This is a genomic window from Ferroplasma sp. Type II, from assembly GCF_000496155.1.
Window position 1 is genome coordinate 1 of the sequence record NZ_KI542749.1, and the last position, 15,695, is coordinate 15,695.

Below are 15,695 nucleotides of genomic sequence, written 5' to 3' on the forward strand. Positions count from 1 at the left end.
TTACATTATAGGTTTTGGTTTGATATCCACTCTTGCTAGCGGAGACGTAATAATTTCCAGGTTTAAGTGATATATTATAGAACGCACCGTTATATGTAGGCACTATCATGCCATTGATAACAAGTGTTGCTCCAGTAGGTGTGATTGTACCCTTCAGAAAACCATAACCAGTTGACTCCATTGGAATATTTGTGCTGCTTAAGGACAAACTTTCATTCATTATCATAGTGTGTCCATTAGCTGACATGGAAAAATTAATATTGCCAAGTGCCAACACACCAGAAGTTGAATCAATGTAAAATGTAAAATTTACTTGATTTGATGAACTAAAAACTTTATCGGTTACGAAAGTTCCAGCAGGAACCGTTACTGTAACACCAGTTTCCACGGTAGCATTCTTGACAGGCATATTTATTCCCGGAGGAACTTTCCCTGCATTCAACTGATTCAGGTCAGTTAAATTTAAAACGGGGAGATTTCCGGGATTTTGGAAGGTCCCGTTGCAATTACCCGGGGAAACGGAGGACTCTGTCATGTTTGTAGTGACATTTGCCGTGAAGTTTCCATTCGGAGTGATAGATATAATCTCATATTTCGTATACCCCGTGGTGGTCCTCATCCCTACTGTAAATGGTGGAGGCAAGGAAAGGGGAACATTTGTAGCAGTGATCTGTGCAGTAGCATTGTAAATGGATGTATTGGCTGTGGCATTAAGGTAAAGTCCACTTCCGTAGGATACGTAATAACTCTCGTTAATGTAGGGACTAATCATAATATACTGATCACTCTTTATTGTCTTATCAAGGGCAGTATAATTTACCGCATTTCTGATGGTTATGTTACTAGCAGATGCTACTCCGGAACCATAACCTAACATACCAGTATCCATGGAATATAAGGATTGAGTTGAAAGAGCAGGAAAAGGAGTGCCACTTCCTGGAATTCCTATGGAAGGTGCAGGCATGCCTACGTCAGCGCTTGTATTATTAGTATACTCAATGGAGGATGTAGATTTTCCCGATATATTTTCAAATATCGCATACTTTACAGAATAAGTCAATGATGTGGTATTTACATTGAATATAGTGGCATTGTAATTGCCTGTCGTCGTAGAAGATGATGATGACATATTGAAAGTATAACTTGCATATGCTCCATTGAACAACCATTGAGGTACGATTGAATAAATGTTGTATGGGGGAGTGTTAGTTGATTGGATAACTGAATAGTTCATATATGCGCCATCGAATCCCCAAAGCGGTGTTGATGAAGGAGATGGAGTATATATAGAATATGGAGAAGATGACGGGGAAGATGAGGTACTGATTGGCGATGCCAGCGGTGACACATTCATCATGAGGAACATGGAGACTATCAAAATAACTAAAAGAGTGAGAAAAATATTCTTACTAAACGGTTTTTTATTAACCATATATATTAATTAGAACATTTCTACTTTAAATAATACGACACTTTAAGTGCTGTATTGTGCCAAATGATACAAGGATTCAATACGAAGTGACAGTGTATAAAATTCTATGCCTTCAAGAATAAAAATATGATTGCAAAGTAATAATTAAATAAATCACAAATATTATTGGATTAAACCGCAGCCTAACTTGCCATTATAACATTGTGTCTGGTACAGGATAAGTGACGTATGGGTTGTTATATGATCCATTCCTGTATGTAACCAGACTGCCCGGCTCGATTTTGGTTACCTCCGTTGTAAGATCATCAATTGCAGAAAAATTTTCGGCATAAAAAATGAAAAATGAAAATATTGAAAAATTCTTATAAAGCAATAACCTTTCACTAAGAAATTTAGACTTGAGAATTTTTGGAAGCCAGTCATGATAATCTCCCTTAATTATAACACTTGCTATCAACACTCCCTTAGCCTTATTTGTATCCAGCGAGACCTCCTCATAAATAACTTCGTCATCTAGTAATTTCTGTATTCTTCTGCGTAGGGTGTGTACAGGGATGTTGAGTTTTTGAGCCATGTCATTAATGCTCATAGTTAATGGATCCTGGTATAGTATTTCGTTAACTATAGTCAGATCAATTTTATTAAGTAATTTAGGATCCTTAGACGAGTCATCCAGAACGCCAATTATATTTGGCTCCGTACCGAAAATTGCTTCAACAGCTTTCATCTTTTCTTTCAGATCCGTGTCATTCATCGCAATTATAGCAATACTTGAGAATTCTACCTCTACAGTATCTGCATCAGGGAAGTTTGAAGAGTCCGATACATATAGGGTACCAAATATTACTCTCTCTATGAATGGGAATTCCTTAAAATGATCATAAATAATTTTTTGAACCCCCCTGGTCTTATTAATAAGGACAAAATATCGTTTCCATGGCATAAATGCATCATCTGTATAGAATTTCACACCACGAATTAGTCCCGAGTCAAATAGTTCTTTTAACCGTAACCTCACAACCTTAGGGTGTACATTCAGATCCCTGGCTATTCTATAAACCGAAGGCCTACCAACATATTTACAGTCTCCACCTCTCGGCCACTGAAATCTACGTAATATATTTCTGGATATCTCATCAAATATCATTTTATCACCGTATATTCTGGCACATATTTATCAGAACGGTATGGAAACAAGGTACATTGGCATCCTCTTTGTTTGCCACCAGGAATAAGCACTTTCCTTGCCGGTTTTTGTTCTCTCTGCGGAACTAGCATACTGGTAATAGCATAAATGTTTAGATGTTCATCAACTGAATATCCTGTTCCATTTAAATGGTGGATCATATTTCTAAAAGAGGGGATTATATGTACTACTTTTATTTTTAAGGATGAGGGCATCAATATCTGAAATGATTTTTTTCGATTTGATTCCAACATTTTAATTACCACAACAATTTACCTATATTTAACACCAACTAGAATATAAATATTGCTTCTCAGATTGTCATTCGGGCCTCTGGATGATTATTGGAGAGCTATAATGTTTCTCACCTTAACTGGAAGATTTGACGTTTTTATCTTGGTAAATGGGTTCTCAATATTCGAGAATTAGTATCTTCGCCACATGATAAAAATTTTGGTTAGGAATACTCCAGGTAACTATTGTACTCTGCATTATCCGTAATAAGTCTCTTCTAAAACTACTGCACAAAATCCTTGTACATTCTCTAACGATTTTAGTTTTCCAACAGACGCCTACTACCTATAAAAACAGAACAAGAAAGAAATTAAAAAAAAATATATTTATTTTGGCTTACGGGTCAGATACAACATTCAGGTTTATGTTCAGAGAGAAATCAGATCCCTGATAGTAATTTACATCATGACCATTGCTGTTTCCAAGTCCTACAGTTATCAACATTATTGCAGTTCCTCCAGGGCTAAGTGATGTATTAAATCCACATTCTTCTGTTACGTTGTATATATATCCCGTTGAACTCTGCAGGACTGATGCAAAGCTAGGTTCTGACGCTGAGAAAGGGCTTGCTGATACTGGGGTTGCAACTATTGAATTACCTGTTCCGATGTATGTGCTGTTACTGGATGTTGTAAATGATGGTGCCTCTGAAGAAACGACAAACCCAACTGTTCCATTGTTTGTAATGGCAGCTATAAACACCACATACTCACCAGGAGCGAAATTCGATACATTGACTGTGTACTCCCTCCCACTGTTAGCAGTTGTAAAGGACTGTGTTCCAAGGTTTATAACTGGTACTTGTGGCTCTGTAATAGGAACTCCTACAGTATATATGTGCCCATTTGGCCCCTGTACTGTTAAAGGAGTGTTATGGGCGTTTGTTGCGATAAGAATCATATCGTTTGTCCAGGTCAAATGGCCTGCTGTGTTATTAATGGCAATGCTTGAATTTCCAGAGAATGCAGAGAAAGCGAACGTTCCTCCCATCGCTAAGAGAATTGGCACTACCAATAATACGGCTAATTTTTTGTTCATTTTAATCACTATAATTTTATCTGCTAACTCTAAATAAGAAAATGAGAAGTTTCTGTAAGATACAGATTTTCATAACAGTTGACCTGAGAATTGTTTAAAAAATCTTGTTCTTATATAAAATAAGTAAGTGTTGTACACATATAAATTGTATACATCATTGTTAGGTATTTACGATGGATAGGGGTTGAGTTAATACCAATTTATTATTTATGAATAAAAAATTGCTTACAACAATTATAGTGATCGTATTCCTGTAGGTTACATTTTCATCTGTTTTAATCACGGAGCCCGGTAAGATGTAAAAGTAGTATATAAAAGGGATTTTATATCTAACATAGAGATCAATGTCCTACCACACCTTACAAATAATAGCCTTTACATTATCCGGTAACATAACAGTGACCTCCTTCTTAGCTAACTCAGGGGCGTCCCGTTTCAACGATCGAATTTGTTCCTGCGGATATTGATCCGGTTTCCACGGGCATAACTTCGGGAGTGCCCCTCCCTATATGTTCTGTTTCATTCTCATCCACTGTTTTATTCAGTATTTGCATACCTCTTCTCATTATGTTTATTGTCGCATTGAGATCTCTGTCTATTGTGAAACCACACACATTCCTGTGATGTCTGCACGGGATCGTCCAGCATCACTATCTTACCGGGACTTTCAGCCTTGTAAGTTGTTTACTGGGCAATCTTGTTCCATTCTGGATCTGATATGCTCTTTGCAAGGTGATGATTCCTGAGATCATACGTCCATACAGTAACTATAACCTTTCGCTCGCTTTCATCCTCCACCTTGCGAAAGGGGAATTCCCACTCGTAAATGATAAAAAATCAAAATTTCCCATTGTATTAATAATATCTATAAGCATAGTTACCCGGGCAGTATTGCCTGAAATCGTAGCTCACAGTTACTTCCTTTACGAAATGTCTGAATAAATATTGCATCTGGTAGGGTTGGCTTTCCATTGATGAAAAATATATGATTCGAAAAGCTTAATAGGTGGCAGAAGTTTATTATTCATGATAAAAAATAATGACGAATATCTTTTTAGTACGAAAAATTGGTGCATTGATAAATCCGTGTCAACTTCAGAAAATATAAAGGTTGTTACTGACAATAATGGTACAAAGATTTTAATAATATTTCTCTACGGCACTATAATAGACAAAATTACTATGCTAAAAGATATTGAAATTCCGATAAACGTCGAGATAGAGTCAAAAATAGGGGTGTATTCCGGTCTAATCGACAGTAACGTTAAACGTTTTGCAAAGATTAATAAAATTAAACTTGTCAAGTCTTTAATTTTCCCCTCGGATGTATATACTATAAGGATTGAGGCAAAAACAGCAATTAATAAAAGTTCTGTGTTGGAGCAGTACAAAAAGAGACCTAAAACGGAAATTGAAATGGAGATACTGAATCTGATTGCTGAGAATTTTTCTATGCCTGTCACAAAGCTTGTTTATAGATGTAATCTAAATTATAAGTATTGTGTAAATTTAATCACCGATATGGTAAAAGATGAAATATTAGAAGCCATAGAACACGGGTCGGGAATGAGATATCAAATTACTCCCAAGGGTACAGAATATATGAAAAATTTAAGAAATATCGCGTCCATTCACCATGTGAGAGATGTATAAATAAAATATGTTTGATAAGAATTACACATATTAATGAGTATATCAGGTATCTAAATGATGTTACTGAAATTTCCGGGAATGATGTTCGTTTATATCATAGCACTGGCTATCATTATATTGCATTTCGACAATAAAATGCGTTCCATTCTCAATTCTATAGAACAGAGGAGAAATATTGCTGATCTTTTATTCTTAAAACAGCTTCTAGATTTCATATACAATAGCAATATAATACCTGATATAGAGTCTATTATGTCTGATTCACAGATAACACCAGAAACCAATGTGCTAGAACTATTCAAAAATGTGATCCCGGTCACTAAAAATGAAATCGAGGAAATGTATAAACCATTAACCCGATTCGATGAAGTTAAACAAACCTATGATACACTCAATGAGAAGTTCAGATGGCTTCTTTATTTTAATTTAATCTACGGAGTAATTTTCACAACCATCTATATAGTGTATGAATTAAAATTATTTATATTTTTTACCCCTGTATATTTTATGTTTATTTTATCATGGGCCGTCTACATAATGGCAGTAATAACATCCATTATTGTGATATTCTCTATATTCTCGTGCATCAGAAAAATTGAAAAGAAACTTATATTTTAAGATTTTGATATTCCCCAGTATTTGGCTGTATTCATGTTTTACTCGCATCCACTCATCGGTTCAGAGTTTGATTATTCTGCCTTATAGATAGGCAACATGCAGACCACTTTTAGAAAATCCAGCAGCTATGTCTCTTTTGCCAGGCATTGATTCTGAAGTGTTATCTTTTTTTATTAATCTCATATTTATCGGGTTAATTACAGCAGGGATTTTGCAGGCCATTATGTGCATGTATATGAAACACTGGTATATCCACTTGGAAAGTTTTTGCTTATACATTGTATTTCAACCTAATGAGATTATGGTACAGGTGCCATCCCTTTCAACAGGTACATTGTGCACCAGATAATCTTTTATTTCTTCTGTAACTGCTATGATATTCGAGAATGACTGTTGTATTTGAATAAAAAAATATTTTTGTCCCTGAAACTCCGTGGATCTCTGCTATATACACTTTAGCCTTATGGTCTTCATTGCCTTGATGAATTATTTATTTTTACTGATAAAATAATTAATGGTAACAATTATCCAGATTTTTTCAGGTAGGAGGTGTATTTTTCAACATTTTTTTCAAGTGAGTTTTTATTTGTTTCTGGTGCAAGTAGCAGTGCTACTATAAGGCCAGCAACCGAAAAGACAGCAAAAATGGATAATGAATGAAACACGGAAAATAGGGGGAATAGTATTATCCCCATTATTGCACCAGTTCTTGAAACAGCTGTTGCAATCCCCTGAACCGTGGATCTCACAGATGTATCAAATAATTCGGTTGGATAGAATAATGTAACAGCACCTACCCACTGCTCAAACATAACGAAAGCAAAGAAAAATGGAACTGTGTATACCCCCCTAATTTTTATAATGCTTCCTAAAATTAACAGGACAGACATGATAAGAAAACCTGAAATTGTTAAAAATCTCCTTCCAAGCCTGTCTGCAAGAGGCATTGCAATAACATATCCAAGAATTCCACCTATTGATATAAGCATGCTTGCCTCTGCTATAGACTTAAACTCATTTTTAAAACCCAGTGTGCTGAATATTACAGGATAATAGAAACCAATCCCATATGCTGCAACATCAAAGATAAACCATGCAAGTATGACAAAGATAAATGTTTTTCCGTATTTTGTAGTAATATTTCTTGTGGTTTCGCTCAGATTATCTGATTTTCCTGTTACCTCCATTTCTGAGAGTTTTGCGTCCTCTAATTTTCCATGTGCTGCAAGCCATCTGGGCGATTCCGGTACCTTAAATCTTAAAAGTATGATTGGTATAGCTATTAATCCCCCTAAAATGAATGTATATCTCCAGAAATCAGAATAAATGACAAAAAAGTAATTTGCCACTGCTGAGGCAAAGGCACCGACCCAGTACATTCCAACCATTGTTATCAGGAGCTTTCCCCTTGATTTTTTTGGTGAAAACTCGGATAACATTGTAGAGCTGATAGGATAATCACCTCCAATTCCAAATCCAATTAGGAGCCTTGATAAGAAGAGTTCAATGAAATTAGTAGAAAGTCCGGCAGTAATTGCAAACACTACAAAGAATATGAGGTCAAAGCCAAATATTTTTTTTCTACCTATTCTATCCGAGAGTATGCCAAGCAATGGTGCTCCTACCAGCATTCCTACAAATGATGAGATATCTATCAAAATATATTCAATTCTATGTAATTGTAGCTGCGCAGGTATTACAAGAATTGCCATTGTAATTATTGAAAGATCGTAGCCATCTAGGAAAAGACCGCTAGATGCAAGCCCAATGAGTTTCATTCGTTTTATATTTATCCTTGAATCATCTATAGCATTAAAATTCAATTAATCACCCGTTAAATTTTTAAATCCATACAAGGATTTAGAATACAAAAAAGCACTTTAATATAATTTATAATTTCTAACTACTATTAATTTTTTGCCCATATCATTCTACAGAAAGTATCTCTATCCTATTCCAATGAATAGCTGGAAACTATATAGTTGGAATAACAGATCTGGCAGTAATTAAAAGGTGAATATGGTAGATAATCCATAGAATAAAATCAGGTACCGATTTTAAGTAACAGGAATAGTTTACCATGGATTTATGCCAATTTTTACTGAAATTAAAAATAGCTTTTCATCTTAATAATTCATGTTTTCAAAGATACGTTATGCATATAAATTAAAAATATTTTTTCATTATTATACTTAAAATTCTATTCTATTATGTCTATTAATACCATATATTTCTTTTTGTATATTTAAACATTATTTTTATTTTAAGATATAAATTTTTATTTCCATTGAATTTTTGCGCAAAAATTTATATATAGTCACCTAATAATACGATATGTATGGTAAAGCATCTATTGGAAAACCAAAATTGATGAAGAATGCTCTGGGATTTTGGGCCATAGTGGGACAAACTATTGCCTTTACAGCTCCACTGGCGTCTGTGGTTACATCACTGACTGGCGCCGCACTTTATGCAAGGGGAGCACTTCCGCTTGCAATTTTGATATCGGTGATAAGTGGGATAATCTGGGTTAACACACCCTATCAATACTCCTCTAAGGTTGCAAGTTCAGGTGGATTTTATACATTCACAAAAAAGGCTCTGGGAAGAACATATGGGTTATTTGATGGGCTCATATATCTTATGTTTGAATATACTATACTCGCAAACACAACCTTATTCTTTGCAGGAGTCTTACTTCCAAGTATTTTGTCAACTTATATGGGCATATCAACTCCAAAATATCTCTGGATACCAATACTCATAATTTTCGTCCTTCTTTTTACTGCATTACCATATTTTGGAGTTAAACCATCTGTAAGATATGCGTTGTTTGGGGCATTTCTTGAAATAGGGTTGCTTCTGGTTTTAGGCATCTCAATTATCATACTTGCCGGACACCATAATACAGTTTCAGTATTCATTCCCCACCTTTCCGGTGGCATAGCACCTCTCTTTGAAGGCATAGTACTTGGAACATTTCTAATGACAGGTGCATCTGGGGCTGTGTATATGGGGGAAGAGGCTAAAATGCCCAAAAACAATATTAAAAAAGCCATGATAGTGAGTTTTATAATAACGGGAGCTACATTCCTGATGATTTCTTATGCGTTCACTATAGGGTGGGGCGTTTCGAAAATGGGAGATTTTGCCACAAAACTTGTACCAGGATTAATACTTGCCAATGAATATCTGGGCTTTCCATTCCTGATTATAATGGTCATACTGTTATTTAACAGCATATTTGTTTCAATGGTATCACCCTTGAACGTTCTGGGACGTATTGGATACTCTTTATCAGAGGATCATGCTCTCTATGGCTGGTTTGCAAAAATACATCCCAAGTACAAAACACCTTCCAATACAATATTATTCATGGGATTAACAAGCATCATAGCAAGCGTAGCGGCTGGCCTGATACTTGGTCCATTTTATGGGTATATATTTTTGATTACATTAGCAGGTCTGGCATTATTCGCAGGACATATAATGAGCGATTTTGCCCTGCCATTTTTCTTCAGGGCAATGAAGGAATTTAAATTTGTATGGCATCTTTTACTACCAGCAGTGTCCCTATTTATTCTGCTGTTTGGTATATATTACAGTGTATACCCTCCACTGTTCCCATATTTCCAGGCTACAATATTGATGGGAATATTGCTGGTGCTTATAGGAATATATGTGATTTTTAAATTTAGAAGTGTGCCGAAACAAATAAAAAATTCCCAGGAATAAATTATGCATCTGTAATACATTATTTATTTTTTTAATGCATCGTATTTTTTTGCTTATTTTGATAACTCTCAGTACCTGCCGTGCATTCCCGGGAAATCATAGTCTGCCAGTAACTTATAGATATTCTTCATATTAATTGGTATCAAAGGGATTTTTTCGGTTCCCGAATAATCCAAAATGTTTTATTAGGAAGTTTCTTATATAAATACGGTATATTTTCATATGTCACAGGAAGAAAATTTGAATCAAAGATGGAAAAAAATTCTATTAAACCCTAAAGACAATATAATAGCTATTCTCGCTTTTATAAGTATTTTTCTCGCAATTGGACCAATATTGCCCGGGGTTAGCTGGTTCAGCCTTGGCAATTTCAGTCTTGACATGATTAACTTTTACCACACCATTATGATTCCTTTTGCATTTTTGCTCATACTATATACATCTGAACTTCTTGATTTAGATATATTAGAAAGAAAGGTAGTCAATCTCAGTACTTATCCCATTCTCTTCCTGACATTCCTTGGAATGGTATTCTTCTATCCTGCCAGTACGCAGGGTGCAGATTATGTATTACAGGGAATGAGGGATGTCTGGATGCTTGTACTTGCCCTTATGTTTTTTGTCTATCTTTTAATGCTTCCTTTTAAGAACAGGAAAAAATTCAGGAACATATGGGGAGCATATTTGCTAATCGTGATAGCAACGATTTCCGGGGGAATTGCAGCTGTAATGGGCATGATCTACGAATACGGGCTACTCTTTGGATATGCATCTATTCCCTTGCTGAACAGAGACGTTGCAGCCTGGGGAGGTCTCCAGACATTTCTCGGCAATCTCCTGACCTCGCATTCTCATCAGATGTTGCCTGCTGTCGAGGGTGGAATAGTAGGCCTAACAGCAATAAGCCTTGGATATGAAAAACTCTCTGCTGTGAAGAGGAACATTGTAAATATTGGAATGGTTATTTCTATTTTTGGGACTATTTCAATGACATATCTTTATGTGATTTCATCGTTTGGAACATATGTTATTCCTACTATATTCCCATTTGGCGCAGGTGGAATGAATGGACTGGCACTGGATGATAGCCAGACAGGGATAGTAGGAATTGGTGCCCTTATATCCATTATAGGGCTTTATTATATCCTCTCCAGGAGACCTGTGGAACGCCTGGTACAACTTTCAGAAATCCTCACCTGGATTGCAGTGATGTCGGTTATGGTCGGTGTGGGATATGCCATGGAATTCAACGAGACATACTATGGCTTTGGGTCACCTGGAGTACCACCTAATGGGGGACCTGGATTCCGGCACGATTTGGCTTTCACTGATGGACATCTCCTGTTTGCATTTTTCTTGATGCCATTAGTGGCTGGAATAATCCTGGTCTTAATGCGTTATCTCAGGGGACAGGAAAAAGAAAAGAGGATAATAGCATATCTTATCATGGCTGGAACTGTTATAGGTGCTTTTGGTGTCATGGAATACATGTTAACACTTTTCTGGGTTGTGGAGGCCATAGGCCTGGCACTGCTCATACTGGCTGTAATTTTGATAACGTTAACTCTTGGAAAGGAAACTATTAGCAGTGTGGAATAGAACAAGAGTACAGAATCTAAAACTGGAAGTGGATAATTGAACCTTCCATACCCTGCGATCCACAGGTATTTTTAATTTTTTGAATTTCTGTGTTTTAGTTCCATAATAAATACCATTCAATGTGGAATTATAGTCCCTGTCAATTCTTAATCCACATTTACTGCACTGGTATATTCTCTCATTTAATTTTATAAAATTATGGAAAAGGAGAGTGGTGATATAAATACAAAAAAATAAATTTTGTAGTAATACCATAAAGCTTCCATTTGCTAGGGTAAATAGCGGTTTATCCATTCTATGTTTTATATCCAGTATTTTGCCGGATAAAGGAGAATTGATAAATTAGTATAATACTAATATTTATATACACACTATTTATGAAGATATATGCTCCAGGTTGCAGGACTTTATTCCGGTTATTATCATAATAGGGAATATACCGAAATTTTGAGAAACATCAATATGCATGTAGATGAGAATGAGATTGTCGGTATACTGGGACCAAATGGATCTGGAAAATCCACGCTGATAAAATCTATTATAGGAGATATTTATGCAAGTCGTGGTGACGTGCTTTACAATGGAAAGAGCATATACAGTAAAAACAACTACCATGAATACAGAAATTCCCTGATATATGTGAAGCAGGATTCCTTTAACAGCCTGAAGCCACTGAAGACCGTGAATTTCCAGATTGGAAAACTGTACAACTGGAAATCATTTGACAAACAGTATGTGGAATCAATATTCATGGAACTTAACCTTAAGCCGGAAATACTTAACATGAAGGCAACGCAGCTGAGTGATGGAATGAGGCACAGGGTCGTTATTGCCATGGCTTTATTAAAAAATCCCGAATTGCTGGTGCTTGATGAACCCACAACAGGCCTTGATTCCATATCAACACATCATTTTCTCTCAATTTTAAAGGGTATAAAAAAACATTCTTCAGTCCTTATTTCCAGTAATGATGTGAATGCATTGTTCGAGATCTGTGACAGAGTCTACATATTGTACGGTGGTCAAATTATAGAGGATGGAAAATATTCAGCCATTCTTGAAAGCCGGTTCCAGCCTTATACCGAAATGCTTTTTCGTTATATTCCATTATATTCTAACAGGAACATAGAGTATATTTCAGTAAATAATAACAAATACAATGGATGTGTATTCATTAACAACTGTCCATTTCATGATCAGGTATGTGAATCGGAGATAACCTATGAGACCATTAATGATCATGGATTTCGCTGTATAAGATATCCAGGGTGGAAAAATGATAGAGCTTAAGGGAATAAAAAAACAATATAAATTAAAGTCCAGCCCTCTGAAATACCGGGACTATTACGCTCTGGACAATATCTCAACGATATTCCGTGATAATATTATAAGTGGAATTACAGGATCATCCGGGTCAGGAAAAACTACACTTGCAAATATCATATCCGGGTATGACAGGGATTATTCCGGTGAGATCCTTTATGATGGCAGTAGAGAAAAGGATCAAAACTTTATCCGTTATGTATTTCAGGATCCGTATATATCAATGAACCCTGTAAAAACCGTTGAATGGCATATTTCAACTGCTGCAGAAATTAATCATGTGAAAATAGAAAAGGCTACTGAAAAATTGGAGATGGCAGGCATGGATTATAGTGCCTTTAGAAGCCGCTATGTGAATTCACTCTCTGGTGGTGAACTGCAAAAACTGGCACTTGCAATATCCCTTATCCCCGATCCAAATTTCATAGTTCTTGATGAAGCATTTTCCATGATGGATTCAATCAACCTATTTGCTATTCTTACTTCCATGAAAGAACTTAAGAAAACAGTATCATTAATTTACATAGACCATGACATTAACCGTGTTTCCTTTGTCTCAGATTATATCTACATAATGAACTGTGGAAAAATCATAGAGGAAAATTACACAGAAAAGATTATGGAAGACCCGGAAGATGAATATACAGGGGAATTGATAAAATATTCTCCCGATTATAGAAAAAGAATTTAGGGTTTAACATGCTCTTCATCAACAAGATTCACGGACTTCCCTGCCTTTCTTGCCAGATCAGGTTTCCTGTATTTAATATAAAGTGCATATATTATGGAAAAGACAGTGTATATAGCAATTACCAATATGGCATATGTAATCGGGTAAACCGGAGGAACCACAGATTCGTAGAGAACAAAGATAAATATAATTGTAGCCACTGATGGAAATATATAATGCTCGACTATATGTATTATTAAATCATGCACACTGCTATGTTTTTCCTTTAATCTTCTGAACATCGTCATTACACTTGTATTGAGAAGTACATGTGTTATAATGAGCCCGCCAAGAGCCATAGTAGTAAGGAACTGAAAAGACTCTGTCAGAGCTTTTACTATAATAGGATCACTGGCACGGTTGTCCAGTAGTGTGTATGGACTTACTCCAGCACCCATTGCCACAATAAAAGTTGCCAGTATGGCAGTGATAGATGCAACAACAGCAACAAAGGTTAAAGCCTTTGAAGGGGTAACATATTTTTTATGAATGAATGAGAAAAATTTAGGTATAATCCCATCCCTTCCCATGGCAAAATAAACTCTTCCTGCATTTGCCTGCATGGCAACGCTATCAGAAAAAGCAGAATTGAATGCAACCAGTGAAAACATCACTCCACCAACTATCCCGGTGTATGCAGTCGCAACAATTATTCCCGGAATTCCACTGGAGGAAAATGTCTGCATCATGGGTATTCCCCAGCCAACGATCTGGGCATAGGCAACTTCCGTCAAGACAACACCCACGAGCAGAAGGCCCACGGTAAGCGATCGGGTAATGGCCTTTGAGTTTGTGGCTTCCTCTCCCAGGGGGGCTGAGCCACCATAACCTATGAAGCTGGTTAATCCAAATATCATTCCAAGGCCAACACCGGTAATTGGGCCTCCCTCAGGGGAAAACCATGAACTGTACTGTGGCCATACAAAGGGATTGAAAACATTTAATGTATTGTCAGGTGCCTTAATTATTATAATTGCAGAAAGCACTGCAAGGAAAATCAGTTCAAAGAATGATGCGAACCTGATATATTTCATCTGTGGCCTGATTCCCACTATTGCGATCATAATAGGTATTATTATGAATGCAAGTATGAATGGTATCCATATCCAGGCAGGCATTCCTACACCAAGAAAATACTGTACAACGCCTGGTAGAACTACTCCGGACACAAACACAGGGATTGCGGCTGTGCTTACAGTCTGATACATAGGATACATTAACCCTGCACTGATTGCAGGTACTGGTCCAAATGCATTAGCTATGTATCCATAATAACCACCGGCACTGGCATGCCTCTTTGAAAGATGGTATAATGTATTCACTTCAAGAAACATTGTCAGGGTCGCTATTATAAATGATAAAGGTGTAAGGAAAAATGCAAAAACAGCAGATGATACTACAAAGGCTATTGCATCACAGGCGGGTGCCATGGCTGATATTTCCTCGGCTATTGCCCCCCAGACTCCTACCTGTCCCTTTTTGAGCCTGTTCTCGTACTGTATTGCTTTATTATCAGCCATATAAAATTAGTATGGCACTAATGTATATATAGTTTGTTGGTTATATTAAGAAATGCCATACTGGTATTAAAGCCACATAGTATGTTACTTAATATTCCTCTCCAATCATAAATTTGAAAGATTTGCGTGATGAATAAGGCATCTACGTATTTGTAAAATGAATTCCAATATCTAGGATAAAACTTCTTCCATATTCTCAGAGAAATTTTTATACCAGTTAAATCCCTGATCGTTAACTATGTGCAATTCGACAGGTGCATCAATATCTTTAAGTATTTTTATATAAATTTGATCTTTTAAATTTGTGTTATTTTCCAATATTAATATATCTATATCGCTGGAGGCGGTAACTTCCCCTGATAAAACTGATCCAAAAACAAAAACTCTTGCATATTTATCAATAACTTTAACCCTACGGTAAACATCACTACAAACTGAACGGTAATTTTTTAACATATAAGCGGGAAGCCCCATGCGTTAGCTTGGGGAGGATGTCACGTACTCCCATTTTTTTAATTCAAAATTTATCGACATATTTCTTGAACACCTCAACCACAAAACGGTAAA

14 protein-coding genes are annotated in these 15,695 nt (G+C 36.2%); 6 read left to right on the forward strand and 8 right to left on the reverse strand.

The window, feature by feature from the left end:
* The 5 genes from AMDU4_RS09480 to AMDU4_RS09500 all read right to left on the reverse strand — a co-directional run.
* Positions 1 to 1,234 (reverse strand): hypothetical protein (locus AMDU4_RS09480; protein WP_290704876.1); only part of this gene is annotated, 1,234 nt, incomplete at its 3' end.
* Positions 1,235 to 1,625: 391 nt separating this feature from the next.
* Positions 1,626 to 2,579 carry a winged helix-turn-helix domain-containing protein gene (locus AMDU4_RS09485; RefSeq protein WP_021787762.1) on the reverse strand — a complete coding sequence of 318 codons (954 nt, stop codon included), beginning with the start codon at positions 2,577 to 2,579 and terminating at the stop codon, positions 1,626 to 1,628.
* Positions 2,576 to 2,884 (reverse strand): hypothetical protein, encoded by a 309-nt coding sequence (locus tag AMDU4_RS09490; RefSeq protein ID WP_290704879.1) that lies wholly within the window; start codon positions 2,882 to 2,884, stop codon positions 2,576 to 2,578. Before AMDU4_RS09490 ends, AMDU4_RS09485 begins: the two co-directional genes overlap by 4 nt.
* A gap of 364 nt (positions 2,885 to 3,248) precedes the next feature.
* The gene (locus tag AMDU4_RS09495) at positions 3,249 to 3,950 is read right to left on the reverse strand and encodes a hypothetical protein (protein ID WP_021787764.1); all 702 of its coding nucleotides are present in this window, start codon (positions 3,948 to 3,950) and stop codon (positions 3,249 to 3,251) included.
* 419 nt (positions 3,951 to 4,369) lie between these two features.
* Positions 4,370 to 4,504, reverse strand: coding sequence for a hypothetical protein (locus AMDU4_RS09500; RefSeq protein ID WP_290704882.1), 135 nt, complete (start codon positions 4,502 to 4,504; stop codon positions 4,370 to 4,372).
* Positions 4,505 to 4,976: 472 nt separating this feature from the next.
* Between AMDU4_RS09500 and AMDU4_RS09505 the strand changes: the two genes are divergently transcribed.
* Both AMDU4_RS09505 and AMDU4_RS09510 read left to right on the forward strand, forming a co-directional pair.
* Entirely contained in the window at positions 4,977 to 5,603 is a 627-nt protein-coding gene (locus AMDU4_RS09505) for a winged helix-turn-helix domain-containing protein (RefSeq protein WP_021787766.1), read from the forward strand.
* 54 nt (positions 5,604 to 5,657) lie between these two features.
* Positions 5,658 to 6,221, forward strand: coding sequence for a hypothetical protein (locus AMDU4_RS09510; RefSeq protein ID WP_290704885.1), 564 nt, complete (start codon positions 5,658 to 5,660; stop codon positions 6,219 to 6,221).
* A 524-nt stretch (positions 6,222 to 6,745) separates the two neighbouring features.
* Here AMDU4_RS09510 and AMDU4_RS09515 read toward each other — a convergent pair.
* Positions 6,746 to 8,044, reverse strand: coding sequence for an MFS transporter (locus tag AMDU4_RS09515; RefSeq protein WP_021787769.1), 1,299 nt, complete (start codon positions 8,042 to 8,044; stop codon positions 6,746 to 6,748).
* A 511-nt stretch (positions 8,045 to 8,555) separates the two neighbouring features.
* On the opposite strand from AMDU4_RS09515, the gene AMDU4_RS09520 reads away from it, so the two are divergent.
* From AMDU4_RS09520 to AMDU4_RS09535, 4 genes are all read left to right on the forward strand, one after another.
* Entirely contained in the window at positions 8,556 to 9,956 is a 1,401-nt protein-coding gene (locus AMDU4_RS09520; RefSeq protein WP_021787770.1) for an APC family permease, read from the forward strand.
* Positions 9,957 to 10,178: 222 nt separating this feature from the next.
* Positions 10,179 to 11,555: a hypothetical protein gene (locus tag AMDU4_RS09525; RefSeq protein ID WP_021787771.1), complete on the forward strand. Its 1,377-nt coding sequence runs from the start codon at positions 10,179 to 10,181 to the stop codon at positions 11,553 to 11,555.
* A gap of 387 nt (positions 11,556 to 11,942) precedes the next feature.
* Positions 11,943 to 12,845 (forward strand): ATP-binding cassette domain-containing protein, encoded by a 903-nt coding sequence (locus AMDU4_RS09530; protein ID WP_021787772.1) that lies wholly within the window; start codon positions 11,943 to 11,945, stop codon positions 12,843 to 12,845.
* Positions 12,832 to 13,569, forward strand: a complete 738-nt coding sequence (locus tag AMDU4_RS09535; protein ID WP_021787773.1) for an ABC transporter ATP-binding protein — start codon at positions 12,832 to 12,834, stop codon at positions 13,567 to 13,569. Before AMDU4_RS09530 ends, AMDU4_RS09535 begins: the two co-directional genes overlap by 14 nt.
* On the opposite strand, the gene AMDU4_RS09540 is transcribed toward AMDU4_RS09535, so the two are convergent.
* On the reverse strand, positions 13,566 to 15,128 hold the full coding sequence (locus AMDU4_RS09540; RefSeq protein ID WP_021787774.1) for an APC family permease: 1,563 nt from the start codon (positions 15,126 to 15,128) through the stop codon (positions 13,566 to 13,568). The two genes, AMDU4_RS09535 and AMDU4_RS09540, sit on opposite strands and share 4 nt — an antisense overlap.
* A gap of 171 nt (positions 15,129 to 15,299) precedes the next feature.
* Positions 15,300 to 15,584 carry a nucleotidyltransferase domain-containing protein gene (locus AMDU4_RS09545; protein ID WP_290704888.1) on the reverse strand — a complete coding sequence of 95 codons (285 nt, stop codon included), beginning with the start codon at positions 15,582 to 15,584 and terminating at the stop codon, positions 15,300 to 15,302.
* Positions 15,585 to 15,695 lie beyond the last annotated feature (111 nt).

Excerpts from the sequence above, each read along its gene's own strand:
- AMDU4_RS09485 (WP_021787762.1), bottom strand. The coding sequence starts at position 2,579 with ATGATATTTGATGAGATATCCAGAAATATATTACGTAGATTTCAGTGG.
- AMDU4_RS09495 (WP_021787764.1), bottom strand. The coding sequence starts at position 3,950 with ATGAACAAAAAATTAGCCGTATTATTGGTAGTGCCAATTCTCTTAGCG.
- AMDU4_RS09500 (WP_290704882.1), bottom strand. The coding sequence starts at position 4,504 with ATGCAAATACTGAATAAAACAGTGGATGAGAATGAAACAGAACATATA.
- AMDU4_RS09505 (WP_021787766.1), top strand. The coding sequence starts at position 4,977 with ATGATAAAAAATAATGACGAATATCTTTTTAGTACGAAAAATTGGTGC.
- AMDU4_RS09510 (WP_290704885.1), top strand. The coding sequence starts at position 5,658 with ATGATGTTACTGAAATTTCCGGGAATGATGTTCGTTTATATCATAGCA.
- AMDU4_RS09520 (WP_021787770.1), top strand. The coding sequence starts at position 8,556 with ATGTATGGTAAAGCATCTATTGGAAAACCAAAATTGATGAAGAATGCT.
- AMDU4_RS09525 (WP_021787771.1), top strand. The coding sequence starts at position 10,179 with ATGTCACAGGAAGAAAATTTGAATCAAAGATGGAAAAAAATTCTATTA.
- AMDU4_RS09530 (WP_021787772.1), top strand. The coding sequence starts at position 11,943 with ATGCTCCAGGTTGCAGGACTTTATTCCGGTTATTATCATAATAGGGAA.
- AMDU4_RS09535 (WP_021787773.1), top strand. The coding sequence starts at position 12,832 with ATGATAGAGCTTAAGGGAATAAAAAAACAATATAAATTAAAGTCCAGC.
- AMDU4_RS09540 (WP_021787774.1), bottom strand. The coding sequence starts at position 15,128 with ATGGCTGATAATAAAGCAATACAGTACGAGAACAGGCTCAAAAAGGGA.
- AMDU4_RS09545 (WP_290704888.1), bottom strand. The coding sequence starts at position 15,584 with ATGTTAAAAAATTACCGTTCAGTTTGTAGTGATGTTTACCGTAGGGTT.